The sequence below is a fragment of the Acinetobacter pittii genome (genome assembly GCF_034064985.1).
Taxonomy (GTDB): domain Bacteria; phylum Pseudomonadota; class Gammaproteobacteria; order Pseudomonadales; family Moraxellaceae; genus Acinetobacter; species Acinetobacter pittii_H.
The window spans coordinates 2,919,251-2,936,578 of record NZ_CP139249.1; the positions used below are offsets into that span (position 1 = coordinate 2,919,251).

The window sequence follows — 17,328 nt, forward strand, 5'->3', positions numbered from 1 at the left end:
GTCCCCCCTCCTTACCCATGCCATTCTTTTTTATATTTCTCTGCCTGCTCTGCATGATAGCTGTGACGTTTTTCGGCAATATACTGGTACATATCAATGACATTTTCCAAAGCATAAAAGCCCAAAACATCCTTACCACCAAGTTCGGCTTTTATTTCTTTTAAACGATTTTTAATATCTGAAATTGCTACTTCCATCCAGTTCATATCAAATTCAGCTAATGATTGAATGTCCCATAAATCGCCTGCATCATAAGTTTTAGGCGTGTTTTTAGCGTTTTGGTTATTCATAGTAATTACACTCCCCATACTTTTTTAAGCATTGAGGAAATGCGTTTAACCAATCCTTGCTTTTGTGCAAAGTCAGTAGACTGGATACGCTGGCGTGTAATTTGATGGATATTTTTAGGCATGATTAATGCGCTCCTTCGTTTTTTAAAAGAGCTTTGCCATTCACGACCAAATGAGGGTGGCAAAGCTGAAAAGGGTTGGTCGACAGGGAACAAAGGAAACCTGCACACCCGAAGGTGTCCCTCTCCAGCTTCGCCATAGAGATATGCGAACGCATAGAGATATTACGCACAAAAAAAGCCCGATAAGCGGACTGTGCGCCTTTGTTACATTTATAGCCGACCAAAGCTAACTTTGAGATTTTGCTCAAAGCCCGATTAATATAACCATACTTGGGCATGTTGGCAATATCGAATAATTCATTTTTCATTATTGGCCCTTACTGCACACGGTTGATATGAATATTTGAATCAATCAAAACGCCGTCATTTGATAATCCGACTTGCTGGCGGTTATCCATCATCTGCAATAAACACTGTTCTGCTTCTTCAAAGCTAATGCCGAAATGCTTTGCAATGTCCTCTAACTGGTACATGGGTTCGCCGTCATCCGTATAACCGCTTGGTGGTGGCAACAGGTTTAATTCCTTCGCCTTTTGGTGCATTTCCGCTTTGATATGCTCAGGCGTGTAGTGCATTGTCAAAATGAGGGCCTGCTCAGTGATGGGGTGATGTTCCCCATACTGGGCCAGCATTGCTTTGTAATGGTCAAAGGCTTTGAAAAATTCAGGGTTTACATACTTATTCATGGTGTAACCCATCAAAAGCAATCTGTAAATTTGCTTTGCATGTTTGGATACGCTTGGCGTTTAAATGCTTTTCATATTTACGGCGGTGCATACCTAAACTATGAAATGTACCTTTATCCTTAGATACTTTCTCTTGCATACATAAACGGTTCAATTCTTCATAAGCTGACTGTCTAGCAGAATATGAACCGGTTTTTCTAATTGACGGCAATACCTCAGCAAATACCCAGTTTTGGAAATTCAACGCTTCGGTTTTATTAGATCGAAAGATGATGCGATATAAATTCGGCTCATTAATAAATTTGAGTTTTTGAATACCGCCATTGGTAGGGGTGTGGTAATCCGCCACACCCTTTGAATCTAATGCACCATTTCGCTTAGGGGTTTCGTTTTTAACATCCCCCCTTTGAATCTGTAATAAATCAGATGATCTTGAAATGTCCAAAGCCTTACATACATCGGTTAAACAAAACCACGGTTCTTGATTATCATCTAGGACAATACGAACGGATCTGGATTTAAAATCGAAATGGGTTACGGCGTTCATGCTGTCACCTCTTTTAATTCGTATCGGGCATGAGTGCCTTTGCTGTTTAGGTTTGGCTCTTGGTGGGTCACAATGTTATGACCTAATAGGCGTAAACGCTGAATAACAGCACTTAGGCGGTAACAATCGCATAACTCTATGGCTTCAGCTTGGCTTAGGGTCTTGCCTTGTTTGAGATAATCTAGGATGACAGTTTGATGGTTCATGGTTATGCCTCCATAGCTGCAAGGCTTTGTTTTTGGTTGTTATGCCACTCTACAAGCTCGGCATAGTCGAAATAGACTGGAGCCTGTTTGGTAGTACCTATTTTTATTGCTTTCGGGAAAGTTTCATCTGTACGCTGAATGTGACGCAATGATTCACGGCTTATGTCCAATAGTTCACAAGCGGTTTTGAATTGAACGCGGATAGGTTTAATAGTCATAAAAAAGCCCATATACAAAAGAATATGGGTTTAGTATGGGTTTTATTTTGTTATTAAAAAATATAAATTAATCACCTAAATGTATGAATTTAAAAAACTAAAATATTAATTAGTCGGACAAAAATATTATTTTTCTTCGCAAATTATCACTATAGCTAAAAAAGTATTATTTTAATAAGATGTAATTATTACTTTGATAAAAGAAAATATTATTTTTGTTCTTGAGAAAGTATTTTTTTCATAGCTGTGCTGGCCTCATCTTTGGCCGTAGTTCTAACTTTTATCAGATTTGAAAAGTGTATAGCGTTGGTCGGTGTATTTTGTACACCGTAGTGCTGTCCATATTCCTCAAGGCAATCGGCAACTCTTTTCTGTTTTGTACCCTCAAATCTGCCAACTGTATTTAAATCATGATGTATTCTTAGAAGCAAGGCGTATGCTGGGATATAGTTCGGATTACTTGGATTTAAGAGATAGGTATTATTAATATCCTTTTCTTGCTGGATAGGTAGCTCTAGTGCAGGACTTTGACCAATCATACTTATTAAATAGGCGCATTGCTTTTTATAAAAATTATCATCATATTCATGGCAGTTTTTGGCAATATAAGCACGACTATTATTAATCAAGGCATCGCCAATATCTAAGCCAAGCTCCTTCAAGCTCATTAATATTACATACCTAGAAAAGCCTACGTAATCACTATAAGGGTCGCAATCTTCGCCACTAGCAATAAGCGACAACGCTTCAATTGGGCAGTTATAAAAATCATTATCGCTATGTTCGTATTCGACAAGTGTATATTCATTTTTAAGGACTAGCTTTTTGGCTGCATTCAAAATTTGTTTATTGTTTATAAGCCATTGCGCGGACTTTTCTAAGGTAGTTTTTTCAAGGTCGGCAAAAATCTCTAGCAACTCATTAACTGAAATAAATTGCTTTGGAATATTATCCAAATCTTCATTAGCACCAATCAAAACCGCCTCCCAAGCATCCCCCAAAGTAGCTAGGTAAACAAGTTGGGGACTTGCTTGTCGGCTGGCCTGCCTATACCTAGTAATCTAAATATAAACGATATTTACCTATATTTGTGCATTTATTGGCTAATAGTTCGCCATATATTGTCATTTAGCCTTTTTAAACTGAATAATCCTTTGATCTGCAATTTCTTCTAAATGATTCGCATACCATTGCAGCATGATTTTTCTATCATCTAAATATTGAGCCTTGTTATATACGCCTGCCACGCCATCCTTTACGTGTGCCAGTGCTGCTTCAATATGACGTTCATCAAAACCACGATTGTTTAACAAGGTGCTGGCAATGTGCCTAAATCCGTGCGGTGTTTGTCTACCTTCATACCCCATACGGCGCAAGGCCATAATGAAAACTGTGTCCGACTTTGGCTTGCTCTTGTCTGATCTGCTCGGAAATAAATACTCAGAATTGGTTTCGTAAGTTTTTAACTCATTTAGTATGGTAATAGCTTGCCTAGGTAAAGGCACTACATGCTCACGGCGTTTCTTCATGCGCTCGGCTGGTATATTCCATATCCCTTGATTCAAGTCGAACTCCTGCCACTTGGCTTCCCTTAGCTCGGTAGGTCGACAGAACAACATGGCCAAAAGCTGCAAGCCCATCCGAACGTCCATAGTTGGGTAGCTATTAATGGCCCTCAATAGTGCTGGTAACTCCTGTTCACTCACATGTGACATATTTTGTTTTACGCCCTGCTGTAGGAACTTTTGCAGCCCCTCTAATGGGTTGTAATCAATACGGCCTGTCACCTTTGCAAAATCGTATATATCACGACACATGGCCCGAACTCGGTTTACCTGTTCATATATTCCTTGATGTTGCTGAATACCTTTTAAATGATTCATCCATTCAATCGGCTTAATGCTGGTGTACAAGCGTTTACCAAAAATGGGAAATATATGTTTTTCCAATGCACCCTTGTTTCGGGTCATGGTGTCCTTTACCCAAGTATTTGCTTTGGTATCCAGCCATTCACGGGCCAATACTTCAAAGGTGGCATTATTTTGCTCAAGCTCTTGGCGTTTACGTTCTTGCTTGGTAATGATTGGATTATCACCTTGTGATATATCCTTGATTATCTCTCTAGCCTTCTTCCTTGCGCCTGCTCCTGATAATTCAGGATAAGTACCGATACCCAGCCATGACCATTTACCATCTGCTTTTTTATATCTGAATAGCCATGCTTTTTTACCATCAGGCTTTACACGGAAATATAAGCCTTCGCCGTCCAGCTCCCGATATTCTTTTGATTCCGGTTCAAGGTTAGCTAGTACGGTATCTGATAACGGTCTACGTTTGATTTCTGTTCTTTTCATGGCTTGTACACCAGCGAGTTCAACAAAATGTGCAATGTACAAGGCAGTGTACACGGTGCATGTACACTATGGCTAGTTATATTTAGTTATGTTCAGGCAAGAAAAAAGGCCCAATCCCTTTAGAATCAAGCCTTTTCGTTTTAAAACTTGGCATATTTTGCCATGTTTTGTTAGGTATTTGGTGGAGATGGCGGGAGTTGAACCCGCGTCCGCCAGCACTACACTCGAGAATACTACATGCTTAGATATCGTCTATTGTTTTAACACCAAGTGACCCGACGAACAGGGTACAAAGTGCGATCCTCTAAGTTTGGTATAAAGCCCCGAAGCTTGACTCTATACGGACTTGTGTGCGTGCGCTACGGTCGGGTTCCTAAACCACAAGTATTCTAGGAAGCGGACAAACTGCCCTTAGGCAGCTAGAGCGTAAGTTTCGTCGTTTGCGACTATTAAAATGCAAATTTTATTTACGAGAGAAAATGCGCTCTCGGCATGCATCTATGAGTTTCATCACCGGCGTCGAAGCCAATAACATCCCCATGAATGTCTGAACATCATAGCATAACTAAAATAAAATGCTGTGCAATTTATCAACAGTCTGCTACTGATGAACATATTTACATAATGGAGAGCCTTTTGTTTTTTTCAAGGGCCACATAAAAAAGCTGCCAAAAATGACAGCTTTTTTTAAAGTGTGGTCTATAAAGCACCATTGCCTAACACGATCCCTTCACGGCGTGGGTCTACCCCACCTGTGTATTTACTTTGATTATTTATATTTACTTTCATAATCGTTGAAATACCACTGGTTTGCGCAGTGTTAGAGATGCCATGCCCTTTTGCTTTTAAACCTTCAATCAGGTCAACTAAAGAAAGCTGCACATTCGAGCTATCTACATTGGTGTTTTTACTATTGGTCGCACCAAAGTTAACAAGTGAAGTGGCCTGCTGTGCATTTAAATTCCAGTCTAATGCACCTACCAAAGTTTTAACCACATATTGAATGATGGTACCGCCACCTGGTGAACCTGTTGCCATATAAAACTCATCTGGCGTGGTGCCTTTAAACACTAAAGTTGGCGCCATAGTACTACGTGGGCGTTTGCCCCCTTCTACACGGTTGGCAACTGGTGCCCCAGTGCTATCATAAGGGTTCGCACTAAAGTCAGTTAACTGGTTTGACAGCAAGAAACCATCCACCATGTGGAATGAACCCATGCTCGATTCAACAGTCGATGTCATTGAAACCACATTGCCATAGGCATCTACAATCGTGAACTGAGTCGTACCATGTTCAACAGTCGTGTCGACACCCGCTGCTGTATTGAAATTACCCGCTGGAGCAACGCCCATACTTTGGTTCGGGTTAATTAGTGCTGCACGTTGTTTTAAGTAATTTTTATCAATAAAGCTTGCAATACCCTGTGCTGGTAAAGCGACAAAGTCAGTGTCTGCCACATATTTATCGCGGTCGGCGTAGGCCAAACGTTCTGCTTCAGACACTAAATGCACACCCATCACATCTGGCACACCACCTTCATTTTCAGGGTTTTTAGGTGGGTAAAGCGACATATCAAAGTTTTCTAAAATACCCAGCGTTTGCGCAACCGCAATCCCTCCCGAAGATGGAGGTGGCATGGTACATACATAGAAACTATCACGGTAAGTGGTACAAATTGGAGTACGCTTTTTCACTTCATAGTTTGATAAATCCTGTAAGGTCATCAAACTTGGCGTAATTGGAGTTCTTGCTGGGTCATCCCCTACCGTTTGGCCTGCTTTTGCCACAATCGCTTGAGCAATTGGCCCAGTGTGCAATGCATTTGCCCCTTGTACAGCAAGTGCTTCAAGCGTTTTTGCATATTCTTTATTGGTCATGATTTCACCCACTTTTCGTGGTAAACCATCTGGGTAGAAATAGGTCGCCATTGCATTTGCATCGAGCGCCAAGCTATTTGCATTACTTGCAATGGCATCTGCCAAACGCCCCGGAATACGGAAACCGTTGTCAGCTAAACCAATGGCTTCATCAAACAACTGGTTCCATTTGAGTTTGCCGTGTTCTTTTTGCGCTTGTTCAAGTAAACGCATCACACCCGGCACACCAATCGAGCGACCACTACGGCGCGCACTTGGTACAGGTGCTGGTGAATTTGGGTCATCCATATTTTGGCGAATTAAATAATATGGGTTAGCTGCGGCGGGTGCGGTTTCACGACCATCATAAGCCGTGACCTGTTTGGTTTTGGCATCGTAATACATCATAAAACCACTACCGGCAATGGTACTCGACTGTGGCTCGACCAAACCAAGCACGGCTTGTACTGCTACGGCTGCATCAACTGCACTACCGCCGGCTTTTAAAACATCACAGCCTGCTTTTACTGCAAGTGGCGTGTTGGCCACCACCATATATTTATCTGCGTATTTAACCGTGTTACCGAGTCTATAACCCGAAGCACCTTCAGGCGCTGCTGGGTCACCATTTTGGTTTGAACCGACCACCACGCTTGAACCGTCTTGGGCCAGTTTGCTACAACTGGTGGGGTCGTTATCTACAATTAAATTGGGCGGGGTTGTATTTGAATCATCCTTGGGCTGATCTGACGAGGAGTCATCTCCACATCCTTGTAATAAACCGACTGCTAATAAACTACTGAACAAAAATGAATATCTTTTATTCACGTGATAACTCCAATATATACGCCTGCCTATCCATGCAATTGCCATGCAAGCTTCTTTGTTTTCAGGTCTTCAGTTTTTAATCTTTGATAAAAATAAAGTTTTAATAATATTAAATGATTGAGGGTATTTATTTTGTGCTCTGTGTGATGTCTCCTTGCTTATTATCACACTCTTTTATAACTGATTTGCCCAATTCTGGCATGCTTTATTTCTTTAAACACAGGCAAAATTTCCTATTTATAAACTCGCTCATTTTGTAGTAGGCCTAAAAAAAGCACCTCCGAAGAGATGCTTTTTTGATGTTTAGTGAGAAGGCATGCCGCTAACCTGTTTGGGTTTTGGGCACAGCCAAATCACCAGCCCCGCAAAGACAAACACCATCGCAAATAGCAAAAATACATGGTTTGCCGACATGGTAATCGCTTCTTTATCGACAAGGTTTGAAATAATTCCTAAGGTCGAGTCAGCCGTAAACCCATTTTGCAAAAGTGTGTTTTGTACTTCAGTCGTATGAAGGTTTGATACCATTTCACTACGTGCAACTTTGGCGTGGTCATCCCACACGGTCACCGCAATTGACGCACCAATCGCCCCTGCCATAGTTCTTAAGAAGTTCATGAGACCCGCAGCAGATGCAATCTCTTGCTGGAGTACTGAACCGAGTGCAATATTCGACAGTGGAATAAAGAAGAACGGTACAGCAAAACCTTGCAGAATTTGTGGCCAAGCCAGTGCCATAAAGTCGGCGTCTGTGGTCCAGAATGCCCGCATTAAGGTCACACCACCCAGCAAAATCAAACCGAAACTCGCCAGTGCCCGTGGGTCATGTTTGGTCGAAAGCTTTGCCACAATCGGTGACATGGTCAAACTACCAAAGCCCATGGTTGCAGTTAAATACCCGGCCCACGTCGCGGTGTAGGAAAGGTTCATTTGCAGCCACTGCGGAATCAGTACAATACTGCCAAAGAACGCGCCAAAGCCAAGCGACAAGGCCAGTACCGAAATAGCAAAGCCCCTATGCCTAAAGACTTTGACATCCACGACGGGATGCTTATCGGTCAGCTCCCATATGAGGAATACCACAAAGCCTATAGCGGCAGTCAAGCCTAACACCACAATGCTGGTGCTATTAAACCAGTCGCGTTCGTGCCCCAAATCGAGCATGAGCTGTAGCGCACCAATCCACAAAATTAACAGACCTAAACCGACGGTATCGATTCTTAAAGAAATCGTTTCTGTTTCGGCAGGTTTAAGCAAACGGATTGCCGCTAAAACACAAACAATGCCGACTGGTATGTTAATAAAGAAAATCCAGTGCCAAGACAGGTTATCACTAATCAGACCACCCAAAATTGGTCCTAAAATTGGTCCAACGACGGTAGTCATGGCCCATAGACCCATCGCCTGTGCATGCTTTTCTTGAGGGAAAATGCGCATGAGCAAAGTTTGACTGAGTGGCATAAGCGGGCCACCGCATAGACCTTGGCCAATACGGAAAAACACCAGCATCCCTAATGAGTTTGCTAGGCCGCACAAGAAAGAAAAAATGGTAAAACCAATCAGACCAAAAATAAAAACCCGAACGGTTCCAAAGCGCCCTGCAAGCCAACCTGTTAAAGGTACACAAATCGCTTCTGCAACAGCATACGACGTAACAACCCATGTTCCTTGTGTACTTGAAACGGCAAGGTTACCGGTAATATGCGGTACAGATACGTTAGCAATGGTCGTATCGAGCACGACCATAAAGTTCGACAAGGCAATAACAAACGCTGCCAGTATTAAACGGCCACCGCTTAGTTCGGCAAAAGGTGTTTGCGTTTTCATAAGCGTTTACTTCGCAGATAAGTCGACTTTTGCTTCCATCGACAAGCCAACACGCAGTGGGTGTTCAGCAAGTTCTTTCGGGTCAAGTGCAATACGAACCGGTAAGCGTTGAACCACTTTAATCCAGTTACCCGTTGCATTTTGAGCCGGAATTAAGGCAAAGGCAGAGCCTGTACCACCAGAGAAGCCCATCACTTTGCCGTGATATTCAACGTCATCGCCATATAAATCTGAAGTCAGCGTGACTGCCTGACCCGGACGGACTTTTTTCAACTGACTTTCTTTAAAGTTAGCATCTACATATAAATCATTAAGCGGCACAATCATCATCATGCTGGTGCCTGGTGCAACACGTTGCCCCACTTGAATATTACGACGCGTAACCACACCATCGACTGGCGCACGAATCACGGTACGCTCTAAATCAAGCTGAGCTTGTTCAACATGCGCCTGCGCAACTTGTACATCAGGTGTTGATGTTTCGCTTACACCCTGAATTAACGCTTCGTTTGCAGCTAAGGTACTTTCAGCAGCTTTACGGCTTGAAGAGGCTTGCGCTAAACCAGCTTTGGCAAGCTCTAGCCCTGCTTTAGCTGTTTCAACTGCACTTTGTGCTTTAGTGAGCTCTTCTTTAGACACTGCACCAGAGGCAGCAAGCTGTGCACGGCGGTTTAACTCTAAAGCAGCTTTGTCATAATCTGCCTGTGCTTGAGCAACCTGTGCTTTGGCACTGTTAATTTCGTCAGCACGCACCACCACTTGAGAGTTTAAAGAACTACTGTTTGCCGCAGTTTGTTTGTATTGGCGTTTTGCTTTGGCAAGTTCTGCCTCAGCTTGAGCTAATGCAATTTTGGCATCACGGTCATCAATACGAACCAGCACGTCACCACGATGTACAGTTTGGGTATCTTTTACGACAACCTGAGCGACCTGTCCGCTCACCATTGAAGTAATTTGCGCGGTTTCTGCACCGACATAGGCATTATCCGTACTCACGGAATTATTTAAAAATAATGCCCAGATTGCATACAAAATAGCGGCGATCAATAAAATCAGCGCAAAAAAACCAAGAAATTTTTTGCGCTTGTTTTGATTGTTTTCATCCGAGGCAGATGTTGTTGGCACTGTTTCTTGTACATTGCTTTGTGCATCAGTCATGGTATGTTCCTAAAGATGAGTTGGCTTTGCCATCAATCTCGCACTACACCTTGTTATAGAGTTTTTATTTTTCTATGAACAAGACATACCGCATTGTCAAAGGAGCTAATTTTAACGCTAAAACCTCATAATATGAGAATAAAATTTTATAACTCATGCGTTCGTTCTAATTAAATTAATGTTTATCTCAAAGTTTTTATGAAAATTTTAGCTTTTCAAACACTAAAAAAAGCGCACTCGGCGCTTTTAAATGATTCAATTCATTGCTTAATAGGCATATGAAGCAATACCCGCAGCAATGGCTTTATCTTCATCATTGACCATGGTCATACGCATGGTGCAGCCCTTACGACCTAAACGTAGTACTTCGGCACGGGCAATAAAATATTTACCACGCCCCGGTGCTAAATAATCTACACGCATGTCGACGGTTGCCAAACGCGATACTTGTTTAATGGTTTCAGTTAAAGTTTCGGGAGTTGAACGGCGGTATAGGTGTTCCATTGCCACAATTCCACCAATACTATCGAGCAAAGTTGCAGCAACGCCGCCATGCAAAATCTGAAATGCCAAATTGCCAATCAGGTTGGGTTGCATCTCGATATAGCCTTCAATGTGCCCGTCCACCACACGCATAATCATTCCACTATGCTTAAAAAAAGGAGAGCTATTAAACGCCTTACATAATTGGTTGAGAACCACAGTTAAGTCAGTTTTTGCACCTAAATGGATGTTCCCAGTCCAATTTTTCTTTTCTTCACTCATACATTGCCTAAATTTAAAAGCATGATAAACGCCCATAATTTTGTACAAATCCAGCATTATGGGGCTACAATACAGCAGTCGGTTGACAGTAATGGAATATCCGCCAACCTATCCTAGTGTAATACCGAACATCGAGATTGTTATGACTTATACGTTCAATCGTCCTGCATTTCCAGCCACTCGCATGCGCCGTATCCGTAAAAATGAGCAATTGCGTGCGATGGTCAGCGAAACACAGCTCACTACCAATCACTTGATTTATCCAGTATTTGTATTACCAGGACAAAATCAAACCCAAGATATTCCAAGTATGCCAAACATTCAGCGTTTGTCGGCAGATTTGTTACTGAAAAAAGCTGAAAGACTTCTGGAATTGGGTGTATCAAAACTGGCTCTTTTTCCAGTTACCCCGCAAGAAGATAAAAGCCTCACCGCAGAAGCTGCATGGCGTGAAGATGGTTTAGTACAAAGCACATGTCGTCTGCTTAAAAAAGAATTACCAGAAATGGTGTTAATTACCGATGGTGCACTCGACCCTTACACCACACATGGTCAAGACGGCATTATTGATGAAACTGGCTATGTGCTAAACGATGAGACTGTAGAATGCTTAATTAAACAAGCGTTAAGTCACGCAGAAGCAGGTGCCGAAGTGATTGCTCCAAGTGACATGATGGATGGCCGTATTGGCGCAATTCGTCAAGCTTTAGAAGCCAATGGTCACATCTACACCAACATCATGGCCTACTCTGCAAAATATGCATCTAGCTTCTATGGTCCGTTCCGTGATGCTGTTGGCTCTGCATCCAACCTAAAAGGTGGTAATAAATATAACTACCAGATGGACTTTGCCAACCGTGCCGAAGCATTACATGAAATCGCGCTTGATATTCAAGAAGGCGCCGACATGGTGATTGTAAAACCGGGCATGCCATATCTGGATGTAGTACGTGAGGTGAAAGATACCTTTGGTATTCCGACATTCATTTACCAAGTGAGTGGCGAATACGCAATGTTAGCTGGCGCAATTCAAAATGGCTGGTTATCAGACTCAGTAATTTTAGAATCACTCATGTGCTGCCGCCGCGCTGGTGCAGACGGGATCTGGACTTACTTTGCAGAAACCGCTGCTGAAAAACTCAAGGAAATGAACTAAGTTCGCAGAGAAAGGATAACACTGCATGCATATTGCAATCATTGGCGCGGGCATAAGTGGATTAATGTCTGCGCTGGAGTTGGTTGAACAAGGCTGTAAAGTCAGCATTTTTGATCAACAACAAGCGGGACAAGCAGCCTCTTGGGCTGGCGGAGGTATTCTCTCTCCGATGTACCCGTGGCGCTATGTGCATGCAGTGAACCAACTCGCTCAATTTGGCAAAACCTCTTATCAAGCATGGAACCAAAAGCTTTACCCTGTTACAGGGATTGATTTTGAAATTCATGACACAGGCATGCTGATTTTTGATGAAGAAGATTTTGACGTTGGTTTGTCCTACGCAGAACAGCATCAAGAACCGATGCAGCGCTGTGAATATTTACAAAGAGATGCGCTAGAACAAGTTAATCCACATATTTCCGATCAGTTTCAAGAAGCCATTTATTTCCCTGAACTATCTAATATTCGTAATCCGCGCGTATTACAGTCCCTGATTCGCTATTTAAAACAACATCCAAATGTTGAATTTTTTGAACACACTCCTGTTAAAAAACTGATTCAACAAGGTGATGCCATACAAGCTCTACAAACCGAAGATGGTCGCAAACATACAGCAGACCATTTTGTAATAACTTCGGGCGCTTGGAGCCATTACTGGAACTCACAATTACAACTCAAAATTCCAGTCGAACCTGTTCAAGGTCAAATGCTGTTATTTAAAACCCCTGCTCACTGGCTACCGACCATGTGTATGAATCGAGTCATGTATTTGATTCCTCGTATGGACGGTCATATCGTGTGCGGGTCAAGCATGGCACATCGTGGTTTTGACACCTCTACCGATGAAACCACTCAGCACAATATTTTAGAAGCGTGTTTAGAAATGGTGCCTGAACTGGCCAATTTCCCGATTGTACAGCGCTGGGCAGGACTCAGACCAAGTTCACCAAATGGCGTTCCCTACATTGGCAAAATGCCCGAAATGGACAACCTCTGGGCAAACTTTGGTCATTTTAGAAATGGTTTGTGTATGGGCGCAGGTTCTGCACAATTGCTCCGTCAGCTTATGCTCGGTCAACCAACATTAGTTGATGCCAAAGCATATTCGCCAGAGCGTTTGCAAAATAAAATCTTAGCCTGAGGCGAGTATATTCTCTAAAGCCATTTTTAACTGAGGATAAGCAAACTCAAATCCTTCAGTTTGTAAGGCTGCGGGTTTGACGTACTGACCATTTAAGATCAATTGAGACTGTTCGCCCAACAAACAGCGAAAAACAGTGCTTGGTGCTGACAACAATGGTTTCTTATTCAAAACCTCTGCTGCTTGTTCAACAAAAGCTTTTTGAGTCACATTTTCTGGCGCTACCACATTGTGAATTTGAGCAGATTGAGGATGTTTAAATATAAACTCAATTGCGTTTAATACGTCTTCAATATGTACCCAAACCACAGGCTGACGACCATGACCAATTTGACCAACTAAATTGAGTCGAATCGGAAGTAACATTTTAGGCAAGATGCCACCGCCCTGCCCAAACACAACGCCTAAGCGAATAATTTTAGTATTTTGCTGAGCGTCTGCTAAAGCTGCTCGCTCCCACTCTTGGCAAAGCTCGGACATAAAAATAGGCTGTGGCGGGCTTTGTTCAGTACACACTTCTGCCCACTTTTCTTGATCATCTATTCCGTAATAACCAATTGCAGAACCAGACACAATTACTTCCGGAAAAATTTCAGACTGCTTGAGCCATGCATACAGTTTTCGGGTCGTATTTACACGGCTTTCAATGAGCTGTTTTTTATGTGACTCGGTCCAGCGTTTCTCGCCAATATTTGCACCCGCCAAATTCACCACATAATCAATTTGCCGTGTCGAAATATCTTCAAACTTTTGTATCCACTGCAAGGCAGGATGGTCAGATGTCTTTCCAGCCTGCCGTGTCGCCGCAATCACGTTATAATTTTTTTGCAGCAGGAACCTAATTAAATGCGTTCCAATAAAGCCACTGGCACCCGTAATTAATACATTCTTATTCATATTTCCTCCTAAGCTGAGGATTCAAGTTTTATTTAATTGTATAAGACTCATTTATATTTAAACGTATGAGTTTTCATAGTGATCTATTGCACATTAAACATTTTGTCAGCCATTCGCTGTGCTTGTTTGCCATAAAACCAATAGGTAATTAAATAAAGTGGAATAGCTAACATTAAAAGCATGATCACCATAATACTTAAGAACTGAGGTTGTTTGAGGTAAAGCATAAAGTTTTGCAAAATCTCAGGGTCTTTTCTTGAAAATAAAAACAGACCAAATAAAACACCACACAAGTTATAGCCCCAAAAAATTAGGGTAAAACCCAAAGTAAATTTCTTTTTTTCTGGTACAGTCGGGGCACGGCGTTCTTTCTTTAAAAATTTAAATAAGACAAAAATCATTGCGCCTAAATATGGAACGGCTGTTAAAATACCACCTACACTCGCTGGTAATAGTGCTGCAACAACACCTACAATTAAGGTGAGCACAATGCATAAACCAAAAAACCAGAGAAAGTAAGAACGTAATTTGGTCATATTTTTGCCTAATTTATGAGTTCAAAAAATAATTATAAATTTTTTTCGATTTTTTTTCATTTTTCTGTCAACCAATCCTGATCTCTTGACGTTATATAGGGTAACAAGGTCGCAGCAACCGAATACTTCCTTTGCACGGCATCCGCAAAATTGTTTCGGTGACCTTTCATTACGACTCTTTCCTTCCTTCGGATTAGGTTTTGTTAGCAGCCGAAACCCTTGATGAAGTTTTTGACCGACGATTCTCTCATCACTCGAATCGTCGGTTTTTATTTTCTAGCACTTTCATTTATTTTACGCTCCCCATACACAATAGTGCTTTCGTGCCTATAAAGGCTATGCGTATACTTTTTACACCATAAAAATATGATTTAAATAATATGAACAACATTGCCTATTTTGAAATCCAGTCTTCAAACCCTGCCCGTGATGCGCAGTTTTATCAAACTGTGTTTGGCTGGCAATTTAAACTCGATGAAAACTTACCGATTGAATATTATCGCATAGAGACACCTTCAACTATGGGGGGACTATTAAAACGCCCAGCCCAAACGCCTCCGATGGAATATGGCACCAATGCATTTACCTGTTCGGTTCAGGTGGAAAACTTTGATGAAGTGGCTGCAAAAATTTTAGCGCAAGGTGGTATTGTCGCGATGGATAAATTCGCTATTCCGGGCCGTGCTTGGCATGGTTACTTTGTCGATTTAGACCACAACGTTTTTGGTATTTTCCAAGTCGATGAAAATGCAGCTTAAAGATTTTATTTAGCCTATTTATTTTAATTTATAGCCACCGCTTTTATCGGTGGCTATTTCATATGAATTATTCAGCAAAGCTAAAGCTGGCTTCACATGTAATTGGAAAATTCACCGAATTGGCAATCATACATTCGTGATGTGCTTCTTCGTGCAGTTTTGCAGCAAGTTCTTGATCGGCACCTTTTTCCAAAACAATCTCTGGTCTTAAAATAATTTGGGTGAAGTGACCACGTTTAACTGGATCTGCATCTTCCATAAAGCCAAGTGCTTTGTCGACATAACTCAACACATGAATATGATTGACTGCACATAGGTGCAAATACCAAAGCTTATGACAAGCTGAAGCTGATGCAACCAATAAATCTTCAGGGTTCCACCTGGTCACATCGCCTAAATAGGCAGGGTCTGATGAACCTTGAATGGTGGTCTTTTGAGGATGTTGAATACTAAAATCGCGTTTATAAGAACGATAAGATGAAGTACCTGTACCCGTATTGCCTTCCCACTGTATTTTTACTTCATATTTATGAATAGCCATTTTATTCTCAAAGTTCATGGTTTGACCTGATAGTAACAAAGCAGAGCTTAAGGAGACAAAATAATTCAGATTTCATTGCTGGCTTAAATAACGAGCACTTTAAAATGTCTTGATAAAATCTCCTGCCAATTTATGCTAACGTATCTGTGTTTATTTTGGCTTGATGTCTGTTTCTATGTCCGTACATTTTCTACATACTTCTGACTGGCATTTGGGGCAGTTTTTTTATAATCACTCACGACACTACGAACACCAACAATTTTTAAGCTGGTTGCTCACTCAAATTCAAGAAAAACAACCGCATGCCCTGCTTATTGCGGGTGATATTTTTGATGTTATTAACCCAGGTTCTCAAGCACAAAAACAGCTCTACCAATTTTTAGCAGATGCCCATCGTATTGCACCGCACATGCAAACGCTCATGATTGCGGGTAACCATGACTCAGGCTACCGTATTGAACAGGTCGAACCACTCTTAGAAAAATACAACGCAAAAACCGTGGGCGTGGTTCGCTGGAATGAAGATAAAACCCTAGATCTCGATCGACTACTTTTACCTATTTATAATCAAAATCAAGAGATAGTAGCATGGTGCCTTGCCCTACCTTTTTTACGCTCGGCCGAAATTACGGGCTTTAATGAACATACCACTAACAGCAAAAATGCGATTACCTATTTGCACCAGCAACTCATTGCTGAAGCCAAACGTCGCAAGACACCAGACCAAGCGCTTATTTTGATGTCGCATGCGCATATGCAAGGTGGGGAAACATCTGACTCTGAGCGCCCAATTATTATTGGTAACGAAGAGGCACTTTCGACGACTTTATTTGAAGATGCGGTCGACTATGTTGCTTTAGGACATCTACATAAACCACAAAAAGTAGGCCAGCCGCACATTCGTTATAGCGGTTCACCCATTCCACTTTCTTTTAGCGAAATTAACTATAAGCACCAAGTGGTTGAGGTCAAAATCGACCCGAGTCAGGAGGCAGACTGTCGTTTGCAATTTGAAGCTGTCGAAATTCCGCGTTGCATACAATTGCACCGCATTCGTGGTGAATTAAACGAAGTGCTGCAACAACTCAAAGCCTTGCCTCATGGCGTGATTGAAAATATTGACCACCGTGAATATGTGGATATTGAATATTATAGTTTAACGCCGCCACAGCCCAATTTACGTCAGCAGTTTGAAGCGGCTCTACCGCCTGACCGCTACCGTTTAGTGCGTATTTCACGTCAATATGTGAATAAAGACACCACCGATTCAAATGCCACTCAGCAAATCGCTCTTGAACCGCCGACACCAGAAAAACTCTTTCAAAATATTTGGGAAAAACAAGGTTACAGCGCCGATGATACGGTCTTAAAAGATTTTTTGAGTCTGGTACAAGAAGCACAAAAAAATCTTGAAAATGATGCAACACCTTAAGGATATGTC

19 protein-coding genes and 1 other RNA gene are annotated in these 17,328 nt (G+C 41.9%); 4 read left to right on the top strand and 16 right to left on the bottom strand.

The genetic code is table 11. The annotated features are described in order from the left end of the window. Nucleotides 1–11: 11 nt before the first annotated feature. The 13 genes from SOI76_RS13960 to SOI76_RS14020 all read right to left on the bottom strand — a co-directional run bounded on the left by SOI76_RS13960 (nucleotide 12) and on the right by SOI76_RS14020 (nucleotide 10,858). Nucleotides 12–290: a hypothetical protein gene (locus tag SOI76_RS13960; protein ID WP_001064707.1), complete on the bottom strand. Its 279-nt coding sequence runs from the start codon at nucleotides 288–290 to the stop codon at nucleotides 12–14. A gap of 124 nt (nucleotides 291–414) precedes the next feature. Further along, the gene (locus SOI76_RS13965) at nucleotides 415–720 is read right to left on the bottom strand and encodes a hypothetical protein (protein ID WP_000787149.1); all 306 of its coding nucleotides are present in this window, start codon (nucleotides 718–720) and stop codon (nucleotides 415–417) included. 9 nt (nucleotides 721–729) lie between these two features. Beyond that, nucleotides 730–1,098 carry a hypothetical protein gene (locus tag SOI76_RS13970; RefSeq protein WP_001046481.1) on the bottom strand — a complete coding sequence of 123 codons (369 nt, stop codon included), beginning with the start codon at nucleotides 1,096–1,098 and terminating at the stop codon, nucleotides 730–732. After that, nucleotides 1,091–1,645 carry a Bro-N domain-containing protein gene (locus SOI76_RS13975; protein ID WP_001988245.1) on the bottom strand — a complete coding sequence of 185 codons (555 nt, stop codon included), beginning with the start codon at nucleotides 1,643–1,645 and terminating at the stop codon, nucleotides 1,091–1,093. Before SOI76_RS13975 ends, SOI76_RS13970 begins: the two co-directional genes overlap by 8 nt. Further along, a complete protein-coding gene (locus SOI76_RS13980) occupies nucleotides 1,642–1,851 on the bottom strand; it encodes a helix-turn-helix domain-containing protein (RefSeq protein WP_001016479.1) in 210 nt (69 codons plus the stop codon). The genes SOI76_RS13975 and SOI76_RS13980 overlap by 4 nt, the downstream gene beginning before the upstream one ends. A 2-nt stretch (nucleotides 1,852–1,853) precedes the next feature. Next, nucleotides 1,854–2,069 (bottom strand): hypothetical protein, encoded by a 216-nt coding sequence (locus tag SOI76_RS13985; RefSeq protein WP_000153154.1) that lies wholly within the window; start codon nucleotides 2,067–2,069, stop codon nucleotides 1,854–1,856. A 209-nt stretch (nucleotides 2,070–2,278) separates the two neighbouring features. Continuing rightward, nucleotides 2,279–3,046, bottom strand: a complete 768-nt coding sequence (locus SOI76_RS13990; protein ID WP_000578618.1) for a hypothetical protein — start codon at nucleotides 3,044–3,046, stop codon at nucleotides 2,279–2,281. 147 nt (nucleotides 3,047–3,193) lie between these two features. Beyond that, a complete protein-coding gene (locus SOI76_RS13995) occupies nucleotides 3,194–4,423 on the bottom strand; it encodes a tyrosine-type recombinase/integrase (RefSeq protein ID WP_031999186.1) in 1,230 nt (409 codons plus the stop codon). A gap of 179 nt (nucleotides 4,424–4,602) precedes the next feature. Further along, nucleotides 4,603–4,962: a transfer-messenger RNA gene (gene ssrA / locus SOI76_RS14000) on the bottom strand. A 160-nt stretch (nucleotides 4,963–5,122) separates the two neighbouring features. Continuing rightward, a complete protein-coding gene (gene ggt, locus SOI76_RS14005; protein WP_104079288.1) occupies nucleotides 5,123–7,108 on the bottom strand; it encodes a gamma-glutamyltransferase family protein in 1,986 nt (661 codons plus the stop codon). Nucleotides 7,109–7,411: 303 nt separating this feature from the next. After that, nucleotides 7,412–8,935, bottom strand: a complete 1,524-nt coding sequence (locus SOI76_RS14010) for a DHA2 family efflux MFS transporter permease subunit (protein WP_104079287.1) — start codon at nucleotides 8,933–8,935, stop codon at nucleotides 7,412–7,414. Nucleotides 8,936–8,941: 6 nt separating this feature from the next. Then, nucleotides 8,942–10,093, bottom strand: coding sequence for an EmrA/EmrK family multidrug efflux transporter periplasmic adaptor subunit (locus SOI76_RS14015; protein ID WP_002121732.1), 1,152 nt, complete (start codon nucleotides 10,091–10,093; stop codon nucleotides 8,942–8,944). Between the two features lie 267 nt (nucleotides 10,094–10,360). After that, nucleotides 10,361–10,858 (bottom strand): thioesterase family protein, encoded by a 498-nt coding sequence (locus tag SOI76_RS14020; RefSeq protein ID WP_002121786.1) that lies wholly within the window; start codon nucleotides 10,856–10,858, stop codon nucleotides 10,361–10,363. 142 nt (nucleotides 10,859–11,000) lie between these two features. Here SOI76_RS14020 and hemB point away from each other — a divergent pair, with 142 nt between their 5' ends. After that, the gene (gene hemB / locus SOI76_RS14025; RefSeq protein WP_104079465.1) at nucleotides 11,001–12,014 is read left to right on the top strand and encodes a porphobilinogen synthase; all 1,014 of its coding nucleotides are present in this window, start codon (nucleotides 11,001–11,003) and stop codon (nucleotides 12,012–12,014) included. Nucleotides 12,015–12,039: 25 nt separating this feature from the next. After that, the gene (locus tag SOI76_RS14030) at nucleotides 12,040–13,155 is read left to right on the top strand and encodes an NAD(P)/FAD-dependent oxidoreductase (protein WP_104079286.1); all 1,116 of its coding nucleotides are present in this window, start codon (nucleotides 12,040–12,042) and stop codon (nucleotides 13,153–13,155) included. Here the strand turns inward: SOI76_RS14030 and yfcH are convergent. After that, nucleotides 13,147–14,052, bottom strand: a complete 906-nt coding sequence (yfcH, locus tag SOI76_RS14035; protein WP_104079285.1) for a TIGR01777 family oxidoreductase — start codon at nucleotides 14,050–14,052, stop codon at nucleotides 13,147–13,149. The two genes, SOI76_RS14030 and yfcH, sit on opposite strands and share 9 nt — an antisense overlap. Nucleotides 14,053–14,135: 83 nt before the next feature. Next, nucleotides 14,136–14,588 carry an ABZJ_00895 family protein gene (locus SOI76_RS14040; protein ID WP_104079284.1) on the bottom strand — a complete coding sequence of 151 codons (453 nt, stop codon included), beginning with the start codon at nucleotides 14,586–14,588 and terminating at the stop codon, nucleotides 14,136–14,138. A 380-nt stretch (nucleotides 14,589–14,968) separates the two neighbouring features. Here SOI76_RS14040 and SOI76_RS14045 point away from each other — a divergent pair, with 380 nt between their 5' ends. Next, entirely contained in the window at nucleotides 14,969–15,346 is a 378-nt protein-coding gene (locus tag SOI76_RS14045) for a VOC family protein (protein WP_104079283.1), read from the top strand. Nucleotides 15,347–15,413: 67 nt separating this feature from the next. Here the strand turns inward: SOI76_RS14045 and SOI76_RS14050 are convergent, their stop codons facing one another. Then, nucleotides 15,414–15,887 (bottom strand): OsmC family protein, encoded by a 474-nt coding sequence (locus tag SOI76_RS14050; RefSeq protein WP_057074047.1) that lies wholly within the window; start codon nucleotides 15,885–15,887, stop codon nucleotides 15,414–15,416. A gap of 163 nt (nucleotides 15,888–16,050) precedes the next feature. On the opposite strand from SOI76_RS14050, the gene sbcD reads away from it, so the two are divergent. Beyond that, entirely contained in the window at nucleotides 16,051–17,319 is a 1,269-nt protein-coding gene (gene sbcD, locus SOI76_RS14055) for an exonuclease SbcCD subunit D (RefSeq protein ID WP_104079282.1), read from the top strand. Nucleotides 17,320–17,328 lie beyond the last annotated feature (9 nt).